This is a genomic window from Clavibacter sp. GW821-FHT01D01 (assembly GCF_059422605.1).
Map to the genome: position 1 here is coordinate 568,071 of NZ_JBWKXC010000001.1, position 25,427 is coordinate 593,497.

The 25,427-nt window shown below is 75.4% G+C and carries 22 protein-coding genes and 1 pseudogene; 5 read left to right on the forward strand and 18 right to left on the reverse strand.

The window, feature by feature from the left end; translation table 11 throughout:
* The first annotated feature begins 46 nt into the window (after positions 1-46).
* Both AC07VC_RS02925 and AC07VC_RS02930 read left to right on the forward strand, forming a co-directional pair.
* The gene (locus AC07VC_RS02925) at positions 47-220 is read left to right on the forward strand and encodes an antitoxin protein (RefSeq protein WP_104290235.1); all 174 of its coding nucleotides are present in this window, start codon (positions 47-49) and stop codon (positions 218-220) included.
* Between the two features lie 232 nt (positions 221-452).
* Entirely contained in the window at positions 453-749 is a 297-nt protein-coding gene (locus tag AC07VC_RS02930; protein ID WP_494674489.1) for a hypothetical protein, read from the forward strand.
* A 107-nt stretch (positions 750-856) separates the two neighbouring features.
* On the opposite strand, the gene AC07VC_RS02935 is transcribed toward AC07VC_RS02930, so the two are convergent.
* From AC07VC_RS02935 to AC07VC_RS02970, 8 genes are all read right to left on the reverse strand, one after another.
* Positions 857-1,048 (reverse strand): DUF2795 domain-containing protein, encoded by a 192-nt coding sequence (locus AC07VC_RS02935; RefSeq protein WP_317231248.1) that lies wholly within the window; start codon positions 1,046-1,048, stop codon positions 857-859.
* A 21-nt stretch (positions 1,049-1,069) separates the two neighbouring features.
* Positions 1,070-2,035: a glycosyltransferase gene (locus AC07VC_RS02940; protein WP_494674488.1), complete on the reverse strand. Its 966-nt coding sequence runs from the start codon at positions 2,033-2,035 to the stop codon at positions 1,070-1,072.
* Entirely contained in the window at positions 2,032-3,651 is a 1,620-nt protein-coding gene (gene rfaE2 / locus AC07VC_RS02945) for a D-glycero-beta-D-manno-heptose 1-phosphate adenylyltransferase (RefSeq protein ID WP_494674487.1), read from the reverse strand. The genes AC07VC_RS02940 and rfaE2 overlap by 4 nt, the downstream gene beginning before the upstream one ends.
* Positions 3,648-5,150: an aldehyde dehydrogenase family protein gene (locus AC07VC_RS02950; RefSeq protein WP_494674486.1), complete on the reverse strand. Its 1,503-nt coding sequence runs from the start codon at positions 5,148-5,150 to the stop codon at positions 3,648-3,650. Before AC07VC_RS02950 ends, rfaE2 begins: the two co-directional genes overlap by 4 nt.
* Positions 5,151-5,267: 117 nt before the next feature.
* Positions 5,268-7,100 (reverse strand): glycoside hydrolase family 35 protein, encoded by a 1,833-nt coding sequence (locus AC07VC_RS02955; RefSeq protein ID WP_494674485.1) that lies wholly within the window; start codon positions 7,098-7,100, stop codon positions 5,268-5,270.
* 86 nt (positions 7,101-7,186) lie between these two features.
* A complete protein-coding gene (locus AC07VC_RS02960; RefSeq protein ID WP_317229900.1) occupies positions 7,187-8,542 on the reverse strand; it encodes an ABC transporter substrate-binding protein in 1,356 nt (451 codons plus the stop codon).
* Between the two features lie 73 nt (positions 8,543-8,615).
* Positions 8,616-9,566 carry a carbohydrate ABC transporter permease gene (locus AC07VC_RS02965; protein ID WP_494674484.1) on the reverse strand — a complete coding sequence of 317 codons (951 nt, stop codon included), beginning with the start codon at positions 9,564-9,566 and terminating at the stop codon, positions 8,616-8,618.
* Between the two features lie 2 nt (positions 9,567-9,568).
* Positions 9,569-10,510 (reverse strand): carbohydrate ABC transporter permease, encoded by a 942-nt coding sequence (locus AC07VC_RS02970; protein WP_317229897.1) that lies wholly within the window; start codon positions 10,508-10,510, stop codon positions 9,569-9,571.
* Positions 10,511-10,598: 88 nt separating this feature from the next.
* Between AC07VC_RS02970 and AC07VC_RS02975 the strand changes: the two genes are divergently transcribed.
* Both AC07VC_RS02975 and AC07VC_RS02980 read left to right on the forward strand, forming a co-directional pair.
* Positions 10,599-11,648, forward strand: coding sequence for a LacI family DNA-binding transcriptional regulator (locus AC07VC_RS02975; RefSeq protein WP_181034799.1), 1,050 nt, complete (start codon positions 10,599-10,601; stop codon positions 11,646-11,648).
* Positions 11,649-11,776: 128 nt separating this feature from the next.
* Positions 11,777-12,913, forward strand: coding sequence for a glycosyltransferase family 9 protein (locus tag AC07VC_RS02980; protein ID WP_494674483.1), 1,137 nt, complete (start codon positions 11,777-11,779; stop codon positions 12,911-12,913).
* A gap of 188 nt (positions 12,914-13,101) precedes the next feature.
* On the opposite strand, the gene AC07VC_RS02985 is transcribed toward AC07VC_RS02980, so the two are convergent.
* Both AC07VC_RS02985 and AC07VC_RS02990 read right to left on the reverse strand, forming a co-directional pair.
* On the reverse strand, positions 13,102-14,415 hold the full coding sequence (locus AC07VC_RS02985; RefSeq protein WP_494674481.1) for an alpha/beta hydrolase: 1,314 nt from the start codon (positions 14,413-14,415) through the stop codon (positions 13,102-13,104).
* A 211-nt stretch (positions 14,416-14,626) separates the two neighbouring features.
* The gene (locus AC07VC_RS02990) at positions 14,627-15,661 is read right to left on the reverse strand and encodes a glycoside hydrolase family 26 protein (protein WP_494674480.1); all 1,035 of its coding nucleotides are present in this window, start codon (positions 15,659-15,661) and stop codon (positions 14,627-14,629) included.
* 281 nt (positions 15,662-15,942) lie between these two features.
* Here AC07VC_RS02990 and AC07VC_RS02995 point away from each other — a divergent pair, with 281 nt between their 5' ends.
* Complete coding sequence (locus AC07VC_RS02995) at positions 15,943-16,782, forward strand: cutinase family protein (protein ID WP_494674479.1); 840 nt, start codon at positions 15,943-15,945, stop codon at positions 16,780-16,782.
* A gap of 97 nt (positions 16,783-16,879) precedes the next feature.
* On the opposite strand, the gene AC07VC_RS03000 is transcribed toward AC07VC_RS02995, so the two are convergent.
* From AC07VC_RS03000 to AC07VC_RS03035, 8 genes and pseudogenes are all read right to left on the reverse strand, one after another.
* Complete coding sequence (locus tag AC07VC_RS03000; RefSeq protein WP_317230845.1) at positions 16,880-17,614, reverse strand: SDR family oxidoreductase; 735 nt, start codon at positions 17,612-17,614, stop codon at positions 16,880-16,882.
* A 79-nt stretch (positions 17,615-17,693) separates the two neighbouring features.
* Positions 17,694-19,091 (reverse strand): PfkB family carbohydrate kinase, encoded by a 1,398-nt coding sequence (locus tag AC07VC_RS03005; protein ID WP_494674478.1) that lies wholly within the window; start codon positions 19,089-19,091, stop codon positions 17,694-17,696.
* Complete coding sequence (locus AC07VC_RS03010) at positions 19,088-21,058, reverse strand: glycosyltransferase (RefSeq protein WP_494674477.1); 1,971 nt, start codon at positions 21,056-21,058, stop codon at positions 19,088-19,090. The genes AC07VC_RS03005 and AC07VC_RS03010 overlap by 4 nt, the downstream gene beginning before the upstream one ends.
* Positions 21,055-22,137, reverse strand: a complete 1,083-nt coding sequence (locus tag AC07VC_RS03015; protein ID WP_494674476.1) for a glycosyltransferase — start codon at positions 22,135-22,137, stop codon at positions 21,055-21,057. Before AC07VC_RS03015 ends, AC07VC_RS03010 begins: the two co-directional genes overlap by 4 nt.
* The gene (locus AC07VC_RS03020) at positions 22,134-23,234 is read right to left on the reverse strand and encodes a glycosyltransferase family 9 protein (protein WP_494676528.1); all 1,101 of its coding nucleotides are present in this window, start codon (positions 23,232-23,234) and stop codon (positions 22,134-22,136) included. Before AC07VC_RS03020 ends, AC07VC_RS03015 begins: the two co-directional genes overlap by 4 nt.
* Positions 23,235-23,255: 21 nt before the next feature.
* Positions 23,256-23,747, reverse strand: a pseudogene (locus AC07VC_RS03025) (D-glycero-alpha-D-manno-heptose-1,7-bisphosphate 7-phosphatase); the annotation flags it as partial.
* 101 nt (positions 23,748-23,848) lie between these two features.
* Positions 23,849-24,520, reverse strand: a complete 672-nt coding sequence (locus AC07VC_RS03030) for a DUF2238 domain-containing protein (RefSeq protein WP_494674475.1) — start codon at positions 24,518-24,520, stop codon at positions 23,849-23,851.
* Positions 24,514-25,359 (reverse strand): endonuclease/exonuclease/phosphatase family protein, encoded by an 846-nt coding sequence (locus AC07VC_RS03035; protein WP_494674474.1) that lies wholly within the window; start codon positions 25,357-25,359, stop codon positions 24,514-24,516. Before AC07VC_RS03035 ends, AC07VC_RS03030 begins: the two co-directional genes overlap by 7 nt.
* Positions 25,360-25,427 lie beyond the last annotated feature (68 nt).

Genomic DNA, 25,427 nt, shown 5'->3' on the forward strand with positions numbered 1-25,427 from the left:
GGTGCGCCCCGACCGGGGCGCTTCCGCAGACGAGGAGGAGGACGACATGGCAGATCTCGCTGACAAGGCCAAGGGGCTCATCGACAGCGACAAGGGCGAGCAGGCGACGGACGGGGCCATCGACAAGGGCCAGGACGCCGCCAGCACCGCGACCGGCGGCAAGGCCGACGGCGCCGCGGAGAAGGCCGGCGACGTCGCCGACCAGAAGCTCGGCCAGTAGTCCCGCACATCGAGACCGCACCGCCCGGACCTCCCCTGGAGGGCCGGGCGGTGCCGCGTCCGGGCGGTGCCCGTCCCGCCCGCGTCCGCGCCCCGTCCGGACGTGCGCCTTCCCGGCCGCCCCGCCGCCCCTGACCCCGGGCCTCCCCTCCCGGCCGCTTCCGCCCCGCATCCGTCCCCGGGAGCTGTCAACCCCGTCGGCGCCGCCCCGTTCCCCTCCTACCGTCGAGGGGATGGCGGAGACGCCCGGGAAGAGCGGCACCATGCAGCAGGCCGACGAGCGCCTCGAGGTCATCGCGCTCACCGAGACGGAATGGCGGGTGTGCGACGCGCGCCTGCACGAGGACGACGCGCAGAGGCTGCTCGGCTACCTCCAGGTGCAGGGCGAGCGGGTGGAGCTCATGCGCATGCAGCCGGTGCCGGGGCTCTGCGACTGGTTCGGCTGCCTGGCGGACGCACTGGCCGCGATCGAGGGCGAGCTGCCGCACGACGGGCGCTCCCGCGACCGACGGAGTGCTGCGGCCGGCTGACGACGGGCCCCCTCGCGGATGACCACGCTGCCGCATCGGCCAGCACGGACCGCGGCCCCCGTCCTCACGCGGAGGACGGGGGCCGCGACGCGGGCGGTGCGAGCGGATCAGCTCGCGTCGGAGACCGCGGAGTTGATCGCCGTGGGGGCGTCGTACTCCGTGTCCTCGATCGACTTGAGCGCGTCGAGCGTGTCGGAGTCGGCGCCCGAGTCCTCCGCCTTCTTCACGATGTCGTCCTTCGACGCCGGGTAGTCGAGGCCGCTGAGGTGCTTCTGGAGCTCGATGGGGTTGATGGCCATGGGATGTCCTCTCGTCGGTGATCAGGAGCGGTCGGCGCGGTCGTCCGCGTCGCCCACGTTCCGAGTCGACTCCTCGGCGGGGCCGTCGCCTAGGGGCGCTTCCTGGGGATCCGGCGACTCCTCGGCGAAGAGCACGTCGAAGGCGTCGACCTCCCGCACGGGGATGGTGGTCGGCGCCTCGAGGTGGACCGCGCCGCTCGGCACGATGCCGGCGCCGCCGAAGCGCTCCATCACCCGCCACTGCGCGGCGACGTCCTCGCCGGAGTGCCGCTCGGGCAGGCGGTCCCAGAAGTCGAACCCGCCGGTCTCCACGAGCGCCCGGCGCCGGTAGAGCACGCAGCCGCCCACCCACGCGATCCGGTAGGCGAGCCAGGTGTCGGTCTCGAGGCCGAGGTCGGCGGCGACGTGGGCGAGGTTCGCGGCGTTGTGGAGCGGCCAGCGGTCGAACCCGGGCTCTCCGCGGCGGATCCGCTCGGGCTCGACCGCGTCGCCCCACGGCGCGAAGGCGGCGGCCTCGTGCGCCCGACGGTCGTCGAGGTAGCTGAGGCCCTGCACCGCGGCGCCCACGAAGCCGATGTCGAGCGACTCGAGCGCGTCGTGCATCCGGCGCAGCATGCCGGGCTCCAGCCACACGTCGTCGTCGAGGAAGAGCACGGAGTCGGCGGTCGCGCGCGCGAGCAGCGACGCCCGGTGCTCGGCGATCCCGCGGCGCGGCAGGTGCGAGACGATCTCCACCTCGCGGCCCTGCGCGCGCAGCACCCGCGCCATGCCCTGCACGCTCGGCTCCGCGTCGGCGTCGAAGCCGTCGGACTGGTCGCTCACGATCACGCGGAACGGCGGATCGTCCTGCCCGGCGAGGCCCGAGAGCGTCACGGCCAGCTCGGCGGTGCGGCCCGCGCTCGGCACGAGCACGTCGATGCGCGGCGCGTCGGGCGCGCGGTCGGCGCCCCACTCGCCGGACCAGCGCCGGCTGCGCCTGCCGCTCACCGGGATGCTCCCGGCGCGGGCTCCGCTCCGGCATCGGATGCGGGATCGGCGGCGGGCGCGCCGCTCGAGGTCGCCGCACCGCTCGCGGCCGCCCGGTCGTCGCCGGCGACCGGCGCGGAGGTCGCCGTCCCCGCCGGGCGCACGAACCCGGCGGTCGGCGCCGAGGCGCGGATCCGGTCCACCATCGAGCTCGTCGACTGCGACGGCACGTAGCCGAGGATCGACACCTCGCCCCCGTACGCGCGCACCACGTCGGTCTCGTCGAGCATCTCGGGCGTGTAGTCGCCGCCCTTCGCGTAGACGTCGGGCTGCACCGCCTCCAGCAGCGGGATGGGCGTGTCCGTGTCGAACACGGTGATCACGTCGACGCACGACAGCTCGGCGAGCACGCCGGCGCGGTCCTCGGCGGTGTTCACCGGCCGGTCGGATCCCTTCAGCCGCCGCACCGAGTCGTCGCTGTTGAGCGCCACCACGAGCACGTCGCCGAGGCGGGCCGCCTGCCGGAGGTACGTGGTGTGCCCGCGGTGGAGCACGTCGAAGCAGCCGTTGGTGAAGACGATGCGCCGGCCGGCGGCGCGCTCGGCGGCCACCAGGTCGACGAGCTCCGCCTGGGACACCGTGCGGGACCGGGTCTCGCCGAGGTGGTCGGCGAGGGCCGCGGCCGAGCAGACGGAGGTGCCGGGGAGGCGCACGACCACGTCGGCCGCGGCTTGCGCGAAGTCGGCGCTCACGGCGAGCGTCAGGCCCACGGCGCGGGCGAGGGTCAGGGCGGCGACGAACGTGTCGCCGGCGCCCGACGCCTGCTTCTCGGGCACCGGGTGCGCGCGCGTCCGGTACGGCTCGCCCGCGCCGAGCACCACGGTGCCGTCGCGGTCGAGGGTCACGACCGCGGTGGCGGAGGAGGACGCCGCGAGGATCGCGTCGCCGAGCCCCGCGACCACGGCGGCCCGGTCCTCGTCGCGCGCGAGCGGCCGGTCGACGAGCCGGCCGGCCTCGCCCGCGTTGGGGGTGATGAGGTCGGGGCGCAGCGGCGCCCAGACGGCGGGGTCGTGGGCGTCGACCACCGTGAGGGCGGGGCGGCGCTCGCGGGCGGCGAGCGACTCGAGCACCACGCCGTGCAGGGTGCCGGTGCCGTAGTCGGACACGATCTCGGCGTCGGCCCCCGCGGAGGCCTCGAGGGCGGCGCGCGCGAGGGCGCGGGCGTCGTCGCGGTGCACGGATCCGCGGTGCACGTCGTCGACCCGCACGATGACCTGGTCGTCGCCCACGATGCGCGTCTTCGTGGTGGTCCGCAGGCGCGGCGAGTGCACGAGGCCCGTGACGTCGACGCCCGCGGCCGCGAGCAGGTCGCGCACCCGGTCGCCCGCGGCGTCCTGGCCGACGAGGCCGACCATCCGCACGGTGCCGCCGAGGCTCGCGAGGTTCACGGCCGTGTTCGCGGCGCCGCCGAGCGACTGGATCCGCTCGGTCACGTCCACGACGGGCGCGGGCGCCTCGCGGGTCATGCGGTCGCTGTGGCCGCGCCACCACTCGTCGAGGATGACGTCGCCGATGACGGTGACGGTGGGGCGCCGCTCGGCGAGGAGGCCGATGATGCCGCGCAGCTCGCTGGTCATCGGGCGTCGCCCGCGTCGGTGCTGACGGAGCCGGTCGCGTCCTCGGCCGGGGTGGTGACGGCCGGCGCGTCGCCGGCGTCGAGCACGGGCAGCCCGAGGTGCACGACCGTGGTGGTGCTCATCTCGTCGAGGAGCTCGGGGCCGTAGCCGAAGCCGGATCCGCTGCGGCCGCGGGGCTGCGCGGCCCCGCCGGGTGCGCCGCCGAAGACGCCGTTGACCTTGATCGTGCCGACCGGCAGCTCGGCCGCGGCGCGCTGCGCGTGCTCCATCGACGCGGTGAGGACGCTCGCGGCGAGGCCGTACCGGTCGTCGGACGCCCGGGCGAGCGCCTCGTCGAAGTCCTCGACGACGCGGACGGCCGCGACGGGGCCGAAGGTCTCGTGCGTCATGACGGTCATGTCGTCGGTGCAGTCGACCAGCACGGTCGCGGGGTAGCGGGATCCGGGTCCGTCGGGCACGTGCCCGCCGACGAGCGCGCGGGCGCCCTCCGTGAGCGCCTGGGCGACCTGCTCGTGGACGGCGTCGCGCATGCGCTCGTCGACCAGCGGCCCGAGGTCGCCCGAGGAGTTCCAGCGCTCGGCCTCCGCGACGAGCGCGGCGGTGAAGCGCTCGGCGATGGCGCGGTGCACGTAGATCCGCTCCACCGAGGTGCAGATCTGGCCGGCGTTGGCGAAGGAGCCGAGGGCGGCCTGCGCGGCGGCCCAGGCGGGGTCGACGCCCGCGTCCACGAGGAGGGGGTCGTTGCCGCCGTTCTCGCGGATGACGTGGGTGGGGGTGCCCGCCGCGCGGCGCGCGATGGCCTCGCCGGCGGCGGTGGACCCGACGTGCCCGACGACGCGCGTGTCCGCGTGCGCCACGAGCCGGTCGCCGACGTCGCCGCCGCCGACCACGGAGACGAGCACGCCCTCGGGCAGGGCGTCCGCGAGCACCTTCCCGAGCAGCTCGCCGAGGTGCGGGCAGCGCTCGCTGGGCTTGTGGACCACGGTGTTGCCCATCACGAGCGCCGCGCCGATGATGCCCGCGGCGACCGCCACCGGGTCGTTCCACGGCGTGAGCGCGACCGTGACTCCGCGGGGCCGCGGCACGGAGTAGTCGACGGCGGGGAGCGTGCCGAGGAGGGCCTTCCCGCGGTGGACGGGCCCGAGCTCGGAGTACTGCAGCAGGGTGTCGACGCCCGCGCCGACGCCGCCGAGGGCGTCGCCGTGCGGCTTGCCGGTCTCGCGCACGTTGAGCTCCGCGAGCTCCTCGGCGTGCTCGGCCAGCGCGTGGGCGGCCCGGCGGACGGCCTGCCCGCGCTGGGCGGGCGGCATCGCGGCCCACGGGGCCGACGCGGCCACCGACCGGCGCACCGCGGCGTCCACCTCCGCGGGGCTCGACGCGTCGATGGAGCCCACGAGCGAGCCGTCGCGCGGATCCGTGATCGTCAGGGTCCCGGGTCCGGCCTCGGTGTCCTCGGGGTCGATCAGGGCATCCAGGTCGAGTGCGGTGTCCGTGGTCATCGTTCTCCTCGTGCGGGTCGGCGGCCCGCACGGCGTGCGCACGGGCGGGCGGCGCTCGCGCGCCCACCCGGCCCGTACCCACTTCCCCGCCCGCTCACACGGGGCGGGGACGCCGGCCTACGGCTCCCGGTGCCCGAGCTCCGGCTGCGCGAGGAACGCCACGACCGGATCCGCCGCCGCGCCCGTCTCGAACACGACGAGGTCGTTGCGGCCGGCCCGCAGCTGCGCGCCCGGCACGTAGAGCGTGTGCTGGGGCCCGCGGGTCCAGTAGCGGCCGAGCGCGAACCCGTTCACGAACGCGACGCCCTTGCCCCACGAGCGCGTGTCGAGGAACAGGTCGGCGGGCGCGTCCACCTCGAAGGACGCGTGCGCGAGCACCGGGCCGTCGAGGAAGCGCACCGGTGCGTCGGGCTCGCCCGCGAGTGCGGCGGCCGAGGTCACCGAGGCGGCCATCGCGCCGAGGTCGAGCGGCAGGCTCTCCCACCCGGTGAGCGCGGCGCCGTCGAGCGTCGCCGGCCCGATGAGGCCCTTCGCCTCGCCGATGCACACGCCGTAGTTGACGCGTCCCTGGTCCTCCACCAGGACCTCGAGCACGCGGCCCGGCGGCACGGCGATGGCGGTCTCGTGCTGGTCGCGCTGGATCACGCCGACGCGCACCCCGTCCACGGAGACGACCGCCCGGTCGCGCACCTCCGCGAACGACAGCACGCGCGTGCGGTCGGACGCGGGCAGCGCCACCCGGTGCAGCGCGAAGCCGCGGAAGACGCCGAGCGCGTCCATGGCCGGCACCTCGTCGGTCGCGCGCCACGCGGTCGCCGCGCTCGCGTCGGCCGCGCTGCCCGCCCCGTCCGCCGCCTCGCCCACCAGGTCGGCGAGCGGGACGGCGGCGTCGAACGCCACCGTGAACGCGGGCGCGTCGCCGCGGCGCTCCGGGAGCTCGTCGGGCACGGTCCGGTAGCGGGCTATCACGTCGCGGAACGCGAGGTACTTCTCCGTCGGCGATCCGGTCTCGTCCAGCGGGGCGTCGTAGTCGTACGAGGTGACGTGCGACTGGTACGTGCCCTTGTGGTTGGCGCCGTTGGTGAAGCCGAAGTTCGTGCCGCCGTGGAACATGTAGATGTTCACGGACGCGCCCGCGGCGAGCAGCGCGTCGAGCTCCGCGGCGGCGTCGGCCGCGGAGGTCGTGTGGTGGTGCTCGCCCCAGTGGTCGAACCAGCCGTCCCAGAACTCGCTGCACATGAGCGGCCCGGTCGGCTGGTGGCGGCGGAGGGTGGCGAGGCGCTCGGTCGCGCGCGAGCCGAAGGACCCGGTGCGGTGCAGCTCGTCGAGGCTGCCGCGGGAGAGCATCCCGTCGGTCGGCTGGTCGACCGTGGTGAGCGGCACGATGATGCCGGAGTCGCGCGTGAGGTCGACGAGGTGGCGCAGGTACTCGGCGTCGTCGCCGTACGCGCCGTACTCGTTCTCGATCTGCACGAGGATCACGGGCCCGCCCATGTCGATCTGGCGCGGCGCGACGATCTCGTACACGCGGCGGAGGAACTCGTCGACCGCGGCGAGGTACAGCGGCTCGCTGCGGCGGACGCCCACGGCGGGGTCCTCGAACAGCCAGCCGGGCAGGCCGCCGCCGTCCCACTCGGCGCAGATGTACGGGCCGGGGCGCACGATCGCGTGCATGCCCTCGGCGTGGACGAGGTCGAGGAAGCGGCCGAGGTCGAGGCCGGCGCTCGTGTCGAAGGCGCCGCGCTCGGGGGAGTGGGCGTTCCAGGCGACGTACGTCTCGATGGTGTCGAGGCCCATGAGGCGGGCCTTGCGGATCCGGTCGGCCCACTGGTCGGGGTGCACGCGGAAGTAGTGGAGGGCGCCCGCGATGACGCGGTGCGGGCTGCCGTCGAGCTCGAAGTCGTCGGCGCCGATGCGGAAGCGGGTGCTGGTGGCGGGGAGGCCGGGCATGGTCGTGTCCTTGCGTGAGGGCGGGGCATGGGAGAGGGGAGGCGCGACTCGCGTCGCACCTCCCCTCGTCGTTCAGGTCGTGCCGGCTACTTCACCTCGACGGTGAAGCCCTGCTGCTCGCCGTACTCGGCAGCGGCCTTGCCCCACGCCTCGAGGACGGGGTCGAGCGAGGTGCCGTTGGAGTACGCGGCCGAGGCCGAGTCGCTGAAGATGCTGTTCGTGTAGACCTGGAAGGGCAGGTACTGCCAGTCCGGGACGACGTTCTTCGAGGCCTCGCTGAGCACCTCGTTGATCTTCTGGCCGCCGAAGTACTCGGGGGCGTCCGCGAGGAACTCGGGGCTGTCCAGGTCGGCCGTGGTCGACGGGAACCCGCCGGCGTCGAAGGAGATCTGACGACCCTCCTCCTCGGCGGTCGTGAACTTCGCGAACTCCGCCGCGACGAGCTTGTTCTCGGACTGCTGCATGACGGCGATGGAGGATCCGCCGCTCTCCGCAGTCGCGGTGTCGCCCGCGGTGTACTGCGGCATGGGGGCGACGCGCCACTGGCCGGAGCCCTCGGCCGCCTGGGCGATGAGGTTGCCGGGCATCCAGGCGCCGGTGATCAGCGTGGCGATGGAGCCGTCGCCGAGGCCGCGGAACCACTCGTCGGTCCAGCCGGGGGTCTGGGCCAGCGAGCCGTTCTCGACGAGCTGGTTCCACATGGCGGTGTACTTCTTGGCGCCCTCGTCCTGCATGTCGATGGTGACCTTGTCGCCGTCGACCTTGTAGGGCTGGCCGCCGGCCTGCCAGATCATGCTCGTGGTGAAGCCGGCGTCGCCGGAGTCGCTGGTGATGTACTGGTTCGGGTCGGCGGCGTGCATGGTCTCCGCGGCGGCCACGTACTCGTCCCACGTGGTGGGGACGGAGATGCCGTACTTGTCGAAGACGTCCTGGCGGTAGAACATCGCCATGGGGCCCGAGTCCTGCGGCAGCGCGTAGAGGGCGTCGCCCTCGGTGACGGCGTTCCAGGTGGAGGCCGTGAACTGGTCCTCGAGGTCGGTGTAGCCGTAGCCCGAGAGGTCCGCGAGCGACTCGCCGAGCGCGAACTGCGGGATCGCGAAGTACTCGACCTGCGCCACGTCGGGCGCGCCCTTGCCCGCCTTGATGGCGTTCTGGAGCTTCGTGTACTGGTCGGCGCCGGTGCCGACGTTCTGCACGTCGACCGTGATGTTCGGGTGCTTCTTCTCGAAGGCCTCGGCGATGGGCTCGACCGCGGGGGCCCAGGCCCAGACCGTGATGGTCGACTTCGTGTCGAGCGCCGCTGCGAGCTCGTCGGCCGTGGCGCTGTCGGCGCTGGCGCCGCCGCTGGATCCGGAGGAGCAGGCCGCGAGGGAGCCCGCGAGGACGATGCCGAGGCCGAGCGCGACGACGCGCTTCGCCCTGCGGGGGAACGAGATGGACATGGTGGTGCCTTTCACTTCTTCGTGGTGGTGCGGGAGGGAGGTGCTGTGGTGCGGGAGGTGCTGTCGGAGGGCGCTACGCCTTGACGCCGCCGGCCGAGAGGCCGGACTGCCAGTAGCGCTGGAGGAAGAGGAACGCGATGACGATCGGGATGATCGCGAGGAACGAGCCGGTGATCACGAGGTTGTAGATCGGCTCGCCGCCCACCGTGGTCGACTGCGCGTTCCACTGGTTGAGACCCACCGTGAGGGGGTACCAGGTGGAGTCGCTCAGCATGATCAGGGGCAGGAAGTAGTTGTTCCAGGTCGCGACGATCGAGAACAGCAGCACCGTGATGAGGCCGGGGCTGAGGAGCCGCAGGCTGATCGTGAAGAAGGTGCGGATCTCGCTCGAGCCGTCCATGCGGGCGGCCTCGAGGATCTCGGTGGGCACCGAGTCGACCGCGTAGGTCCAGATGAGGTACAGCCCGAAGGGGCTGATGAGCGACGGCAGGATGATCGCCCACGGGGTGTTCGTGAGGCCCATCTGGCTGAAGAGCAGGAAGGTCGGCACGGCGAGGGCGGTGCCCGGGATCGCGACCGCGCCGAGCACGACGGCGAACACGATCTTCTTGCCGGGGAAGTCGAACTTCGCCAGGCCGTAGCCGGCGAGGGTCGCGAGCAGCGTCGCGCCGCCCGCTCCGACGACCACGTAGACCAGGGTGTTGCCGAGCCAGCGGACGAACTCGCCGTTCCCGTAGGTCAGGACGCCCTGGATGTTGTCGAAGAGCGCGAAGTCGCCCGAGAACCAGAGGCCGAACGAGCTGAACAGCGCGTCCTGCGTCTTGGTCGAGTTGACCAGGAGCCAGAACAGGGGGAGCACGGAGTAGATGAGCAGCAGCGCCATGACCAGCGTGAGCACGATGCTGCGGCGCTCGCGGGGCGCCCCGGCGCTCCTGCGGCGCTTGGGGGTGCGGTCCGCGGGGGTGTCGCGGGTGGGCGTGCCGGCGTCGGGCGCGGCGAGGGGGGTACCTGTGAGGGTCGACACGGTCAGCTGTCCTTCCGGGTGCCGACGAGCTGCACCACGTAGGCGACCACCATCGTCAGGACGCCCATGATGATCGCGATGGCGGCGGAGTAGTTGAACTGCTGTCCCGCGAAGGACAGGTTGTAGGCGTACATGTTCGGCGTGAAGTACGAGCTGATCGAGTTGGGCGCCAGCGTCTGCAGGATGTTCGGCTCGTTGAAGAGCTGGAAGCTGCCGATGATGGAGAAGATCACGCCGATGACGAGCGCGCCGCGGATGGCGGGCAGCTTGATGCCGGTGACGATGCGGAACGGGCCCGCGCCGTCGAGCTCGGCGGCCTCGTAGAGGTCCGGCGAGATGACCCGGAGGGCCGCGTAGAACAGCAGCATGTTGTAGCCGACGAACTCCCACGTGACGATGTTGCCGATCGACGCGAGGATCCAGCTCTGCGAGAGCAGGTCGGGGAGGTCCCAGCCGGTGGCCTGCTCGACGTTGCCGACGAGGCCGAAGCGGTTGCCGTAGATGAAGCCCCACATGAGGGCCGCGACGACCGCGGGGACCGCGTAGGGCAGGAAGATCGAGATGCGGAAGAACGCCGTGAAGTGCAGGCGGGCCGAGTCGAGCGCCAGCGCCGCGAAGAGGGCGATGAACAGCATGATCGGCACCTGCACCACGAGGAACAGCGCGACGCGGCCGAGCGCGTCCCAGAAGTTCGGGTCGCCGAGGGCCTGCGTGTAGTTGGCGATGCCGACGAACGAGTTGCCGCCGATCATCCGCTCCTGGAACAGGCTGAGGTAGATCGAGTAGCCGACGGGCGCGATGAGGACGACCAGGAACACGACCAGGAACGGGGCCACGAAGCCCAGGCCGGTCCAGCGCCGCTTGTCGCGTCGCATCGGGGGACCGCTCGGGCGGGCCGCGTCGGGCGCCTTCGGCCGGGTGGCCGGAGTCGACATCGTCGTCATGTGCTTCCACTTCGTCGGGGGATGTCCACGCCGTCATCCCGTTCGGGACGATTGGGTGTTTGCGTAAACATCTGTGATGCTCGCAACCATGACATCTCCACCGTCGGTCGTCAAGTCGAGTGGCCGGCGCTCACCCGGCGGCCGCACCGTGTCCATGGCGGACGTCGCCGCGCACGCGGGGGTGTCGTCGCAGACCGTCTCCCGGGTGTCCAACGGCGCGCAGAACGTGGAGGCCACGACCCGGCAGCGCGTGATGGACGCGATGGCGGAGCTCGGCTACCGGCCGAACAGCGCGGCGCGCGCCCTGAAGACGGGGCGCTTCCGGAGCATCGGCATCATCATGTTCACGCTCTCCACCCTCGGCAACATGAAGACGCTCGACGCGATCGTGACCGCGGCGTCCGGCGCCGGGTACACGATCACGCTCATGCCCGTGCCGCACCCCACCGAGGGGGAGGTGGCCGGCGCGTTCAGCCGGCTGCAGGAGGAGGCGGTCGACGGGGTCGTCATCATCATCGAGGCGCACATGCTCGACCGGGCCGACGTGATCATCCCCGTGGGCCTGCCTGTCGTCATCATCGACTCCGACGCGGGCGACCCGTTCGTGGTCGTCGACACGGATCAGGAGCAGGGCACGCGCCTCGTCACGCAGCACCTGCTCGACCTCGGGCACACCGCGATCGTGCACGTCGCGGGCCCGCACACCTCGTACTCGGCCGCCCGGCGCGCGGCGGAGTGGCGCGCCACCATGCTCGACGCGGGCCTGGACCCCGAGCCGCCCGCGCAGGGCGACTGGACCACGCGATCCGGCTACCGCATCGGCCAGGAGCTCGGGAAGCGCACCGACATCACCGGCATCGTCGCCGCGAACGACCAGATGGCCCTCGGGATCATGCACGCGCTGCACGAGCTCGGCCGCGACGTGCCGGGCGACATCAGCGTCGTCGGCTTCGACGACACGGAGGAGTCGAGCTCGTTCTGGCCGCCGCTCACGACCGTGCACCAGGACTTCACCGAGATCGGCCGTCGCTCGATGCAGGTGCTGCTCGAGATGCTCGAGGGCGGCGAGCCGTCGCACGACCGCATCGTGCCGACCCGGCTCGTGGTGCGCGAGAGCGCGGCGCCGCCGCGGGGCTGAGCCGTCTGGGCCGAGTTGACCAGGCCGACGCCGCGGCGAACGCTGCCGGCGCGCGGCCCCGCCCGTTTCGATGCGGCGGCGCGGGGGAACGGGGAGGGGGACCCGCCCGCTGACCCTGGAGGCCGCCCGTGCCCGTCGTCGCCCCGCTCGATGAGACCTTCCCCGACGTCCGCTCCATCGCCGTGCTCCGCGGTGGCGGGCTCGGCGACCTGATCTTCGCGCTGCCCGCGATCGCCGCGCTGCGGGCCGCCTACCCGGGCGCGCACGTGACGCTGCTCGGCACGCCGCTGCACCGGGCGCTCCTCGAGGGCCGGCCGGGAGCGCCGGATGCGATCGAGGTGCTGCCCGTGGCGCACGGCGTGCGGGACGTGCCGGGCACGGATCCCGACCCCGAGGAGATCGAGGAGTTCGCCGCCCGCATGCGCGCGCGCCGGTTCGACCTCGCGGTGCAGGTGCACGGCGGCGGCCGCAACTCCAACCCGTTCCTGCTGCGGCTCGGCGCCCGGCACACGGTCGGCACCGCGACCGACGACGCCGAGCGCCTCGAGCGCGTGATCCCGTACGTCTACTACCAGCACGAGGTGATGCGCGGGCTCGAGGTCGCGGGCCTCGCGGGCGCGCAGGTCGCCGACCTGGAGCCCGTTGTCGAGGTCACCGACGCCGAGCGGGACGCCGCCGCGACGCACGTGACCGGCGCGCAGGGTGGGCTGGTCGTGATCCACCCGGGGGCCACCGACCCGCGCCGACGCTGGCCGGTCGGGTCGTTCGCGGAGGTCGCCCGGCGCGCGGCGGCCGACGACGCGCAGGTCGTCGTGGTGGGCGACGCGTCGGACGCGGCCGAAGCCGACCGCATCGTGTCGCTCGCGCGGGACGGGCTGCCGGCGGAGCAGGCGTCGCGCGTGACCTCGCTCGCCGACGCCCTGACGCTCGGCGAGCTGGCGGGACTCCTCACGCACGCGGACGTCGTGCTCGGCAACGACAGCGGCCCCCGGCACCTGGCGCAGGCGGTCGGCGCGCGCACGGTGGGCGTGTTCTGGTTCGGCAACGTCGTGAACGCGGCGCCCGTGGGGCGCGCGCGGCACCGGATCCACATGGCCTGGACCACCCGCTGCCCCGTCTGCGGCGTCGACGTCACCCAGGTCGGCTGGACCGCGGAGCGCTGCGCGCACGACCCGTCGTACGTGGCCGACGTGCGCGTCGACGACGTGCACGCCGACGTGGAGCAGCTGCGCCGCGCGTCGCTCGCGGAGCGCGTCCCGGCCTGACCGGATGCGCGCACGGGCGCCCCGTCCGGCGTCATGCGGTGGGCGAGGTCACGGCTGCGAGTCAGGAGCCCTCGCCGTGGTGCTCGACCCCGCCCGCGTCGTGGTCGGCGGCCGCCGCCGCGGGGCTCGCGCTCGCCGACTACCACCGATTCGTGTTCGCGCACCGCCCGGAGTGGCAGCGCTGAGGCTCAGCCGCCGGCCCGGTCCAGCGCCGCGGTCGCGTGCGGGGTGGTCGCGATGGCCGCGTTCCGCAGCGACTCGGTGCCGGCGTCGAGGTAGCCGTACGTCTCCTCGTGGGCCTGGAACTCGGCGGCCCGCTCAGCCGGGTCGCTGATCGTCGACCAGGCACGCGAGTCCGGGTCGTCGTTCCAGGGCGAGTGCAGCACGGGTGCGTGGCCGGTCACGGGCAGGAGGCCGTGCGCGGGGTCCCCGTCGACGGCGATCACCGTGGCGCCGAAGCCCGGGGCGCGGGGATCCTGCCGCGACAGCCGCCCCCACGACGCCTCGTCGTCGTCGGCGGCCTCGCCCGCGTAGACGTGGCGCGCGTGCAGGTCGCGGGCGTCCTCGATGCCGTCCTCCACGCCCGCGGATCCGAGCATGACGAATGCGTGGACGTCGAGGTCGCGGGCGGCGAGGGCGTCGGCGGCCATCGTGGATCCGTAGGAGTGCGCGATGACGCTCACCGCCGACAGGTCGCCCCCGCGCCGGGCCGCGTGCAGGCCGGCGATCTCGCTCGCGAGCAGCGGCGCGCCCCGCTCCGCGTAGGCGCCGAGGGTCGCGTCCACGCCCGGCGGCGGCGTGCGGTAGCCGATCCAGGCGACGACGGCGTGCGCCGCCGGGGCGCCGACCGCGGCCTGCGCGTCGTAGACGTTCTGCGCGGTCTCGGTCCAGAGCTGCATGTCGTCGGTGTACGTGCCCATGCCCGGCACGGTGAAGGTGACCTGGCGGGCCGTGTCGAGGTCGCCCACGGCGATGGCGGCGAGCGGCGGGTCCCGGTGCGTCAGCGACACGAGCGTGCGCTCCGGCGCCGCGGTCCCGTCGGCGCGGGCCTCCGGGCGGAGCGCGTCGCGGATCGCCGTGAGGGCGGTCAGCCGGTTCCGGGCGTCCGCGTCGTCCGGGTGGGCGGCGACCGCGGCCCGCTCCTCGCGCAGCTCGGCGCGCAGCTGCCGCCGGTTGGCCGCGTCGCGGGAGGCGTAGTCGACGCCGTCGAGGTCGCCGATGAGCCCGGGCGAGCTCCGGATCAGCGCGCGCTGGCGCCTCCGGTCCTTCGCCGCCCACCACGACACCACGCGCGCCGGGGACGCGTCCATCACCTGCAGCTCGAGCGACGGGTGGGCGGCGATCATGCGCGCGGCCGCGGACGGGCTGAGGGCGGCGTACCGGTCGAGCTGCGCGAACCCCGCGTCGACGCCGGACCCGGGCGGTGCCGGGAGGATGAGGAGGCCGACGAGCACGGCGGCGACGGCGAGCGCCGTCTCGCGCCGCCGGTGGGCTCGGGTCACCGCCGCCTCCTCCGCGTGCGCGGCGCCCCTCGGGTCGGCGCCGTCGGTCAGATGCTAGGGCGCGGCGGTCGGGTGGTCGCCGTGCGCGGCCTGGGTGCGGGCCGGGTGGCGGCCGTGCGCACCCGGTGGACGCGACGCGAGGCGGCGCGGCGCTGACGGCCCGGCGCTCGCGGCACGGGCTCGACCGTGCCTGCCCGACGGCGCCGCGGGGTCAGCGGCGGCGGAGCGCCAGCGCGTCGCGGAGGGCGTCGGCGGACGCGGCCGAGCTGTCGATGCGCCAGTCCGCCTCCTTCGCGTAGTCGAACCAGACGACGGCGTGGACGTCCGGCTGCGCCTGCAGGTACGCGACGAGGTCCCGGATCCAGGCGGCCTTGGATCCGCCGACCTCGGACGACGCCGTCTCGGCGATGATGACCGGCTTCCCCGGCGCGATGCGCCGCAGCTCCGCGAGGCCCGGGGCGAGCAGGTCGGCCGGCGCGGTCCACGCGTGGCCGGCGACGCCCGTGCCCCAGTTGTAGCCGTCGAGCCCGACGACGTCGACGTACGCGTCGCCCGGGTAGAGGGCCGCGAGGTCGGTGGATCCGGGGTAGGGCACGTTCGGGGTCCACACCCACCGCACGTTCGTGGCGCCCTGCGCGACGACGACGTCGTGGACGTGCCGCCAGGCCGCGGCGTACGAGCCGTGCGCGTTGCCGTTGACGCCCTCGGCCCACGGATACCAGTCGCCGTTCATCTCGTGCGCGTACCGGAGGAAGACCGGGCCGCCCCAGCGGGCCAGCTGCGTGCCCCAGTCGCGGAGGTACGCGTCGTGGTCGCCGCGCGCGATGGCCGCGTTCGCGACGGCGGGCTGGTCGACGCCGGATCCGGCCACCCACGGCTCCCACGTGAGGAGGGACTCGGCCCCGCGCGCGGCGACCGCGTCGAGCGCGGCGATCGGGGGCGCCTGCGTGCCGTCGGCGTAGGAGAGCACGATGCTGGGGCTCTCGCCGACCAGGGCCGCCACCTGGTCGAGCTCGGCCGTCGCGGTGGGGCCGCCGGGCGTCGCGACGCCGAAGCGGAGGCGGGCATCGGAGACGGGCGGCGGCGATCCGGCGCTGCCGGTCCCGGTACCGGTGCCGGTGCCGTCGGACGGGGCCGTGCCGGCGGCGCTCGCCGGGGAGGCGATCCCGAGGAGCCCGGCGGCGAGGGCCGCGCCCAGGATGACCGCGCTCGCGCGTCGGAGGCGACGGCGGTCGTGATGATGCATGGTGTCCTGCTCCCCGCGGAGGCCCGCTGATCCGAGGCTAGGCGACGTGCCCCGCACGGGGGAGGCCGCAGTCCGCTGAGGGACCGGGACCGGAGCCGGGGCCGGGACGGGGACCGGGGCCGGGGTCCGGCGGTCGGGGTCCGGCGGCCGGGCCTGCGCGCAGTCGCGACGTCGCGTCCCGGAGGCGGCCTACCATCGCGTGCCCCGGGCCCCACGATCTGCCTGCCCGCCCGCGGGCGGACCGCCGCCGTCGAGCGCGGTCGAGCCGAGGAGGATCCACCATGTCGCCTGTCCGGAGATCGCCGTCCACCGGGTCGAGGCCCCCGCGTTCGTCACCGCGGCACCGGGCGCGCACGGCGGTGGTCGCGTGCCTGGCGCTCCTGGCCGCAGGGTCGCTGGGGACGGCCCCCGCCACCGCGGCCGACTCCGCCGACCGGTGCGGCTTCGCGACGATCATCGGGGTGCGCGGCTCCGGCGAGCGCGCGGGGAGCGGCACCGGGGCGACGCCGTCCGTCTACGCGCAGGGGACGGGGGGCTTCGGGCCGCGGCTCGCGGGCGTCATGCGGCTCCTCGCGCAGGAGCCGAACCTCCCGATCCACCGCGAGGCGCTCCGCTACCCGGCGACCGGCCTCCCGAGCGCGACCGACCCGGTCTACGCCGCCAGCCGGCGCGCGGGCGTCGTCGCGCTCCGCACGGAGATCGAGTCGCTCGCCCACGACTGCCCGACGACCACCATCCAGCTGGCCGGCCAGGGGCAGGGCGCGCAGGTCGTCGGCGACGTGCTCGCGGACGGCGCCGCGCTCTCCGCGGAGGCCCGCTCCCTGATGGCGGGCGTCGTCCTGTTCGGCGATCCCGCGTACCGGCACGCGGAGCCGTGGGACGCGGAGGGGAACGGGACCCGCGACGGGATCCTCGTCCGCCCCGCCGGCGCGTTCGACGGCTGGGTCGCGTCGTCGACGCTCGACTCCCTCCCCGTCCCGATGATCCGCTCCTGGTGCCTGTCCGGTGACGGGTCCTGCCAGTCGGGCGGCCCGGGCACCGGCCGCGCGTCCTCCTCGAACCCCGTCACGCGGCGCGCGGCCGCCGAGTTCCTGGAGAGCTTCCTGTACTCCGTGGACTAGCGGCGCGCAGCGGGCACGCGACGAGCCCGGCACCCGCGCGATGCGGGGCCGGGCTCGTGTCGTGTGCGGGGCGCAGCGGGCGCGGGTCAGCGGCGGATCAGGGCCAGCTGTCCTCGAGCTCGTGGGTGATGACGAGCTCGCGGATCTCGCAGCCGCGGGGCTGGCCGAGGACGAACATGACCGAGTCGGCCACGGCGGCCGGGTCGTTGAGGTTCGCGTCGGAGCCGGGCTTGTACTTCGGGTCGCGGTCGTCGAAGAAGCGCGTCCTCATGCCGGAGGGGATCAGCGTGGTCACGCCGACCTCGCCCTTCGTCTCGGCGGCGAGGGCCCGGGTGAAGCCGAGCACGCCGAACTTGGAGGCGCAGTAGGCGGTGGCGTCGGAGACGGCCTTGATGGCGAGCGACGACGCGACGGTGACGACGCGGCCGTGCGACTCGGTGAGGAACGGCAGGGCCGCGCGGACGACGGCGACGGTGCCCATGAGGTTCACGCCGATCACCTTCTCCCACTCGGTCGGCGCGACGTCGACGAGGCGGCCGCAGCGGTCGATGCCGGCCGCGGTGACGACGGCGTCGAGGCCGCCGTGCGCCTGGGCGATCTCGGTGACGAGCGCCTCGGTGGCGCGGGTGTCGGAGACGTCGACGCGGTGCGCCTCCATGCCGGTGACGCTCGAGGTGTCGAGGTCGAGGACGATGGGCTCGCCGCCGGCCGCGAGGACCGCCTGCGCGACCGCCGCGCCGAGGCCGGACGCGCCGCCGGTGATGAGGACGCGGCCCGTGCGCGGGGTGCGGGGAGCGGCGGGTGCGGCGTCGGTCTGGGGGGAGTCGGTCATGGGTGTTCCTCTCGTGGTGCGGATCCCGCGCGGGTCGAGCGGCGCGGGCGGTGCGGTGCGGTGATGGGCGGGTGGTCGGTCAGCCGACGCGGGCGAGCGCGCCGGCGAGCTTCGTGGTCGAGCGGCCCGGGTGGTACGGCACGGTCACGGCCTGGCCGCCCCACTCGGCGATGACGGCCGACTCGGGCAGGTCCTCGGCGCGGTAGTCGCCGCCCTTCACCCACAGGTCGGGCTTGAGGGTGCGGAGCGCCTCCTCGGGGGTGTCCTCGGAGAACAGCACCACCGCGTCCACCACGCCGAGCGACATGAGGAGGTCGACGCGGTCCTCCTCGGTCATGATCGGCCGCTCGGGGCCCTTGAGGCGGCGCACCGAGTCGTCGGAGTTGAGGAGCACGACCAGGCAGTCGCCGAGCGCGCGGGCCGCGGCGAGCGTGCGCGCGTGGCCGGCGTGGACGAGGTCGAAGCAGCCCCCGGTCGCGACGACGGTGCCGCCGGCGGCGCGCGTGTCCCGGATCACCTGCAGGGCGCCCGCCGCGTGGCCGCCGATGGGGCGGGCCGCGGGCGGGGCCGTGAGGGTCGCGACCCCGCCGGCGTCGACGTACTCCGCGGCCGCGGCGACCGCGTCGCGCACGGCGTCCTCGACGGCGGATCCCGCGGCAAGCGCCGCGAGGGCGGTGGCGGCGAGGCGGTCCCCGGCGCCGCACGGGTCGCCCGTCGCGACGAGCGGCGCGGGGACGACGACGGGCATGCCCGCGCCCTGCCGTCCGCGCTCGGCGCCGGGCGCCGCGGGGGCCGACACCAGCAGCGCGCCGCGCTCGCTCATGGTGACCGCGACCGTGCGGACCCCCCAGCGCTCGCGGAGGAGCCGGGCGGCGTCGGCCGCCGCGGACACGTCGCGCCCGGCGACGCCGGAGAAGGCGCGCGCCTCGGCGAGGTTCGGGGTGGCGAGCGCCGTGTTCGGGACCGGCGGCTCGCCCGCGGGGTGCGGATCCCACACCAGCGGCACGACGGCCGCGCGCGCGTCGAGGGCGGCGCGGAGACGCGGGTCGCGCGTGACGCCGCGGCCGTAGTCGGCGACCACGATGGCGTCGGCGGTGGCGATCGCCTCGAGCATCGCGTCGGTGGCGACGGGCGTCGGCGGCGGCGCGCAGCCCTCGTCGATGCGGGCGATCGCGTGCCCGTCGGCGCGGACGCGGGTCTTGACGGGCGTGGGCGCGCCGGACGGGCCGGCGACCACCTCGACGCGCGCGAGCCGCTCGCGGAGCGTCTCGGCGTGCCGGTCGTCGGAGAGCACGGTGACGAGGCGCACCTCGTGGCCGTCGCGGGCGAGCATGGTGGCGACGAGGCCCGCGCCGCCGGCACGCGGCAGCGACTCCTCGACCTCGATGACGGGCACGGGCGCGTCGGGGCTGAGGCGGTGGGCGGACCCCTGCATGTCGACGTCGAGGAGCACGTCGCCGACCACGACGATCCTCATGCCGACACCTCCGCGGCGGTCGCGGCGGCGGCCGGCGCGGGGGCGGGGGCGGCGGATGCGGCGACGGCGGCGGTGCGCGACCCGGCGGGCGAGGCGGGCGCCGCGTCCGCGATCGCCGACGCGAGCGCCGCGGCCCGGTCGTTCGCCGTCAGGCGGCTCTCGAAGGAGCGGCAGATGGCGTGCACGGCGACGAGCTGCGCCTCCTGCACGTTCGCCGACGGCCCGTCGAGCGCGATGTGGTCGTCGCAGGCCTCCACGAGCGGGTTCGGGCCGGGGCCCGTCATCGCCCAGGTGGTGGCCCCCGCGGCGCGCGCGGCGGCGGCGGCCTTCAGGAGGTTGGCGCTCCGGCCGCTCGTGGAGAGCAGCACGACGATGTCGCCCGAGCGCGCGTGCGCGTGCACCTGGCGGGCGAAGACCTCGTCGAAGCCGTAGTCGTTGCCGATCGCGGTGACCGCGGACGACTCGGAGTGCAGGGCGATCGCGGAGAACGGGCGCCGGTCGCCGTCGAAGCGGCCCACCAGCTCGCTCGTGAGGTGCTGGGCCTCGGCCGCGGATCCGCCGTTGCCGGCCGCGAGGAGGCGGGCGCCGTGGCTGAGGCGGTCGGCCATCTCGCTGCCCCACGCGGTGAGGCGCGGCGCGTGCGCGCGGAGGGCGTCGAGCACCGGGCCGAGCGCGTCGAGGTGCGCGTCCACCACGGTCGGGTCGGCGGGGAGCCCGTCGACGGCGGCGTCCTGCATGGCCGAGCGGTACGCCTCCGCGGTGCGGGCGGCGACGGTCGCCCACGAGTAGCCGTGCTCCATGCGGTCGCGGCCGGCCCGGCCGAGGCGGCGGCGGCGCTCGGGATCGGCGTGCAGGGCCTCGAGGGCGTCGGCGATGGCGGCGGGGTCGCGCGGCGGCACGAGGATCCCCGTGACGCCGTCGACCACGCTGTCGGTGAGGCCGCCGACGGCGGACGCGACCACGGGCACGCCCGAGGCCATCGCCTCGAGCGGCACGATGCCGAAGGGCTCGTACCAGGGCGCGCAGACGACCACGTCGGCGGTGCGCATCACGGCGGGCATGTCCGCCTGCGAGACGCGGCCGTGCAGGCGCACGCGGTCGGCGACCCCGGCGGCGCGGGCGGCGTCCATCAGGCGGCGGGCCTCGGCGTCCTCGCCGGCGCTCGCGGCGTCGCCGGATCCGCCGACGATCACGAGCTCTAGGTCCCGGCGGCCGCGGCGGTCGAGGATCCCGAGGGCCTCGATCGCGAGGTCGACGCCCTTGCGCGGGACCAGGCGGCCGATCACCATGACGCGCATCGGGCGGCCCGGATCGTCGCGCTCGGCGGGGGCCGCCGCGCGCGGGGTGAAGTGCTCGATGTCCACGCCGCACGGGATCACGGTGATGCGGGCAGCGTCCACGCCGGAGCGCACCAGCTCGGCGGCCTCGTCGGAGCACGTCGCGATGACCGCGTCGGCGCGGCGGCCGACCCCGGGCTCCAGGGCGGCGCGCTCGGCGGGGCTCGTGTCCTCGGCGCCCAGGTGCCGGCGCTTCACGGATCCGAGCGCGTGGAAGGTGTGCAGCACGGGCGGCGCGGGGGCGGCGCCGACGGGCGAGGACGCGAGGCGCGCGGCCGCGTCGAGGGCGGCGACGCCGGACATCCAGAAGTGGCTGTGCACCACGTCGGGGCGGGCGGTGCGCCAGTCGGCGAGGAGGCCGTCGGCGAGCTCGCCCATGTGGGGGAGGAGGTCGTCCTTCGGCACGGCGCGCGGGGGTCCGGCGTCGAGGTGCACGACCTCCACGCCGGGCGCGAAGGCGACGCGGGCGGGCAGCGCCGGGTCGTCGCGGCGCGTGTAGACGGTGACGGTGTGGCCCTCGTCCGCGAGCGCCGCGGACAGCGCCGCGACGTGCACGTTCTGGCCGCCGGCGTCGACCCCGCCGATGGTGGCCAGGGGGCTGGCGTGCTCGGAGATCATCGCGATCCTCATCGTGTCGTCCTCTCGTCGAGCTGCGGGTGCGGGTGGTGCGGGTCGGGGGAGCCGGCGGCGGCGGGTCCGACGGCCGTGCGGCGGGCGCGCCGCCCGGCCGCGGCGTCGACCGCGTCGTGCAGCACGACGTCCATGTCGTGCAGGAACCGGCCGAGGGAGTAGCGGGCGAGCGCGGCCTCGCGGGCGACGCGTCCGCGGCGGGCGGCCTCGTCCGGATCCGCGACCAGCAGCCGCGCGGCGCGCACCAGGTCGGCCGGGTCCGCGGAGATCGCGCCCGCGTCCGGCGGCACCGCGCGCGAGGCCTCCGTCGCGTCGAGCACCAGCACGGGCATCGCCATGTGCATCGCCTCGAGGAGCGACAGCCCGAGCGAGGTCCACCGGTGCGGGTGCACGTAGGCGCGGAGCCGCGCGAGCTCCGGGTGCATGCGGGCGGTCGGCACGTCGCCGCGGGGCACGAGCCGGCCGTCGAGGCCGGGTCCGCGCTCGCCGGGGAAGGCGGCCGGCAGCAGGTCGGTGCCCATGCCGAACACCTCGACGGGCGCGGCCGCCGCGAACGCGGGCAGCAGGTCGGTGCCGGTGATGCGGCCGCGGCGGACGGGCTCGTTGATGACGGCGCCGAGCGACGCGACCTCGCCCGTGTAGAGGGCGCCGGGATCCGGGACGCCGTGCTCGACGACCGCGGCGGGCGCTATCCCCGTGTCCCACATGAGCGCGTTGAAGCGCGTGACGTGGACCACCGGGATGTCGGCGCGACCGGCGAGCGGGTGCACCGTCTCGGTCGGGGCGCCGCGCGGGGTGTTGTGCTCGAGGAACACGGCGGCCACGTCGGTACCGAGGCGGCGGCCGAGGAGCCGCTCCGCCTCGTCGACCTCGGCGACGCGCTGGAGGAGCACCAGGTCGACGGCCGTCTCGTGCAGCAGGGCGGGATCCACCTCGCGGGCGCTCGCGGGCCAGTCGCGGCCGCCGCGGCCGAGGCCCCACGCGTCGCGGGCGGGCGTGGCGGGGAGCAGGACCTCGTGCCCGCCGAGGACGAACGAGTCGGTCCATCCGCCGTGGACGTGCCACATCAGGATCCTCATGCGGGCACCTCCGCGGTCGGGCGCGACCCGGTGCCGCCCGTGCCGCCGGTCGTGGCGAGCAGGCGCTCCACCGCGTCGGCGACCTCGGCGGGGGAGACGCCGGACAGGCAGGGGTGGCCGGGGACCGGGCAGTCGCGCGCGCGGCTCAGGCGGCACGGCGCGTCCTGGTCGCCGAGCAGGATCACGGGCACGCCGTACGGAGCCCAGCGGATCGGCGGCACGACGGGGGAGAACAGGCTGACCACGGGCAGGCCGAGCGCGGCGGCGAGGTGCGCGGGACCGGTGTTGCCGCTCACGAGCACGGCCGCGCGGCGCATGAGCGCGCCGAGGCCCGCGAGGTCGGTGCGGCCGCCGAGGTCGAGGGCGGCGGATCCGGCCACGAGCGCCGTGAGGTCCCGCTCGTCGGGGCCGCCCGTGACGACGACGGGGATCCCGCGGGCGGCGAGGAGCGCGACGGCGTCGCGGTGCTGCTCGGCCGGGTAGGCGCGCGCGCCGACGGCGGCGCCCGGGTGCACGAGCGCGAACGGGCCGTCGGGCAGGAGCGCGGCGACGTCCCCCGGCAGGGCGGCCTCCGTCACGGCGAGGCGGCCGTCGTCGTCGGCGGGCAGCGCGTGGCCGGCCGCGGCCGCGATCGCGCGGGCGCGCTCGGGCTCCGGCTGGTCCTCCTCGAGGTCCTCGCCGGGCTTCAGGCGCACGTCGAGCAGGGATCCGGCGTGGTCGACGCTCGCGCCCGTGATGCGCCGGACGCCCGCGAGCCGCAGCAGCAGCGCGAGCGGGAGGGGCGACTGGTGGAAGGAGGTGAGGATGACGGCCTCGTCGGGCTCGACCTCCGCGAGGATCGCGTGCAGCGCGTCCACGGAGGCGGCGTCGGCGGCGGGCGCGGGGGAGGAGATCCACGGGCAGTCCCAGACGTGGACGGCGTGCACGCCGGGCAGCAGCCGGCCGGCGGACGCGCCGCGCGGCCCGCAGAGCAGGTGCACCTCGACGCGGGGGTCGGCGGCGACCGCGCGCACGGCCGGCCCGGAGACGAGCACGTCGCCGACGCTGTCGAGCCGCACGACCAGCACGCGGCGGGGCGCCTCGTCGGGGAGGAGCAGGTGCACCGCGTCGAGGATCGTCGGGGCCACGACGTCGGCCTCGGCCACCTCCTCCTCGCGCGTGACGGGCGTGGGCACGAGCACGCCGCGCGCGCCCGCGGCCCGGGCGGCGCCCGTGTCGGCGGCGATGTCGCCGACGACCGCGACGGCGGAGGGGTCGAGGCCCCACGTCCGGCAGGCCTCGAGCACCATGCCGGGGGCGGGCTTCCGGCAGTCGCAGCCGTCGTCGGATCCGTGCGGGCAGAGCAGCACGAGGTCGAACGCGCCGAGCAGCTCCTGCACGCGCGCGTTGACCGCGTCGGCCTGCTCCCGGGTGATGAGCCCCCGCGCGATGCCCGACTGGTTGGTGACCATCCCGATGCGGAGCCCCGCGGCGCGCACGGCGTCGACGGCCTCGCGGGCGCCGGGCATGAGCGTGACGAGGGCCGGGTCGCCGTTGTACGGGACGTCGACGACGAGCGTCCCGTCCCGGTCGAACAGGACGGCCTGGAGGTCGTTCCCGGGCGAGCGCATGACCGACACGTACCCGACCGCTCCTCGTCCCAAACCCCGCGCCGGGCACTTCTCCTCCTCCCCTCAGGGAGGCGGGCGCGCGGCGGAGCGGCGCCCCCGCGTCAGCGCGCGGGCGCCTCCGGGATCCAGCGCGACCGCGCCAGCAGCATCGGCATCAGCGGCGCGATGAGGAGCGCCCCGAGCCCGCCGACGGCCATGTCGCCGATGGTGTCCGAGTACCCGGTGAGGATCTGGGGGTCGAGCCACGCCTGCCCGGCCCACTCGCCGAGCTCCCACAGCGCGGAGAGCGCGAGGCCCACCGTGAGGCTGAGGATGCCGAGGGGCAGCGGCCGCCGGTCGACGACGACGCCCGCGCGGTCGGCCAGCAGGATGACGAGCGCGGCGAGGGCCGCCGTCGTCACGAGGTGCGCGGGGATGTCCCACCACGGCAGCAGCTCGTAGAGGTCGAGCCGGTTGCTCGCCGCGGAGACGAGCGTCGTGATCCCGATGGCGAGGTCGAGCCCCGGCCGCGCCCCGAGGGAGCGCGGCGCCACGAGCCCGAGCAGCGCCAGCGCGAACATCGCGGAGGTGACGCCCGACCAGGCGAACACGGAGAACAGGAAGGTGAGCAGCCCGATCACGCGGACGGCGTCGGCGAGGATCGCGGTGACCCCGCGCGGCGGCTGCAGGAACGTGAGCCCGGCCAGCCCGGCGAAGGCCGCGACGTCCTCGGGCGGGGGCGGGGAGTCGGCCGGGGAGCCCGGCGGGGTCGGCGCGGCGGGGTCCGTCAGCACCGCACCACCGCCTGCAGTGCCTCGTGGTCGCTGGGGGCGCTCCCGTCGACGCGCGTCGTGTTGATGCCGACGCGCTGCACGTCGATGTCGGGCGTGACGAGCATCCAGTCGATGCGGCGGGTCGTGCGCTTCGGCGCCTTGTAGTTCGACCACGTGCCCCACTCGGGCGTGAGGCGCTCGCGCGCGGCCGGCCACGCGTCCACCAGGGCGCCCGACTCGACCAGCAGCCGGTGCGGCTCCGTGCCGATGCCCGCGTTGGTGTCTCCCGCGACGATCGTGGGGACCTGCACCTCGGCGACGATCTCGAGCATCATCCGCGCGCTCGCCTCGCGCGAGCGCCGGGAGAGGTGGTCGAAGTGGGTGTTCACGTGCCGCAGCGGCAGGCCCGTGGCCCGGTCGGTGAAGTCGGCGACCACGGCGATGCGGGGCACCATGTTGCCCCAGCTGCGGGATCCGGCGACCGCGGGCGTGTCCGAGAGGGCGACCTGCCGCCAGCTGGTGAGCTCCAGGCGGCGGGTGTCGTAGAACGTGGGGCAGCCCTCGCCGTGGCCGTCGGCGTTCCGCCCGTGCCCGATCCGCCGGTAGTGCCGTCCGAGCGCGTGCGACAGGGCGCGGCCCTGCGTGGGCATCGCCTCCTGCGTGCCGAGGAGGGCCGGCTGCTCCCGCTGCAGGAGCTCCGCGATCAGCGGCTCCCGGTTCGCCCACCGGTCGGGGCTCCCCGGCCGGTACCGGGAGAACAGGCGCCGGATGTTGTACGTCATCACGTGCAGCTCCGGTGCGTCGACCGGGCCGACGAGCACCCGGCCGTCCTGCAGGGTGCCGTCGGCGCTGAGGGTCATGGATCCATCGTCCCCCACCCGGGACCGCGCGTGGCACGGCTGGCGGCGAGCCGTCACGGGCGGGTGCC

Bases quoted from the DNA above. Each gene is read 5' to 3' on its own strand.
- AC07VC_RS02925 (WP_104290235.1), top strand. From the start codon at position 47: ATGGCAGATCTCGCTGACAAGGCCAAGGGGCTCATCGACAGCGACAAG.
- AC07VC_RS02930 (WP_494674489.1), top strand. From the start codon at position 453: ATGGCGGAGACGCCCGGGAAGAGCGGCACCATGCAGCAGGCCGACGAG.
- AC07VC_RS02935 (WP_317231248.1), bottom strand. From the start codon at position 1,048: ATGGCCATCAACCCCATCGAGCTCCAGAAGCACCTCAGCGGCCTCGAC.
- rfaE2 (WP_494674487.1), bottom strand. From the start codon at position 3,651: ATGACCAGCGAGCTGCGCGGCATCATCGGCCTCCTCGCCGAGCGGCGC.
- AC07VC_RS02950 (WP_494674486.1), bottom strand. From the start codon at position 5,150: ATGACCACGGACACCGCACTCGACCTGGATGCCCTGATCGACCCCGAG.
- AC07VC_RS02955 (WP_494674485.1), bottom strand. From the start codon at position 7,100: ATGCCCGGCCTCCCCGCCACCAGCACCCGCTTCCGCATCGGCGCCGAC.
- AC07VC_RS02960 (WP_317229900.1), bottom strand. From the start codon at position 8,542: ATGTCCATCTCGTTCCCCCGCAGGGCGAAGCGCGTCGTCGCGCTCGGC.
- AC07VC_RS02970 (WP_317229897.1), bottom strand. From the start codon at position 10,510: ATGACGACGATGTCGACTCCGGCCACCCGGCCGAAGGCGCCCGACGCG.
- AC07VC_RS02975 (WP_181034799.1), top strand. From the start codon at position 10,599: ATGACATCTCCACCGTCGGTCGTCAAGTCGAGTGGCCGGCGCTCACCC.
- AC07VC_RS02990 (WP_494674480.1), bottom strand. From the start codon at position 15,661: ATGCATCATCACGACCGCCGTCGCCTCCGACGCGCGAGCGCGGTCATC.
- AC07VC_RS02995 (WP_494674479.1), top strand. From the start codon at position 15,943: ATGTCGCCTGTCCGGAGATCGCCGTCCACCGGGTCGAGGCCCCCGCGT.
- AC07VC_RS03000 (WP_317230845.1), bottom strand. From the start codon at position 17,614: ATGACCGACTCCCCCCAGACCGACGCCGCACCCGCCGCTCCCCGCACC.
- AC07VC_RS03005 (WP_494674478.1), bottom strand. From the start codon at position 19,091: ATGAGGATCGTCGTGGTCGGCGACGTGCTCCTCGACGTCGACATGCAG.
- AC07VC_RS03010 (WP_494674477.1), bottom strand. From the start codon at position 21,058: ATGAGGATCGCGATGATCTCCGAGCACGCCAGCCCCCTGGCCACCATC.
- AC07VC_RS03015 (WP_494674476.1), bottom strand. From the start codon at position 22,137: ATGAGGATCCTGATGTGGCACGTCCACGGCGGATGGACCGACTCGTTC.
- AC07VC_RS03035 (WP_494674474.1), bottom strand. From the start codon at position 25,359: ATGACCCTCAGCGCCGACGGCACCCTGCAGGACGGCCGGGTGCTCGTC.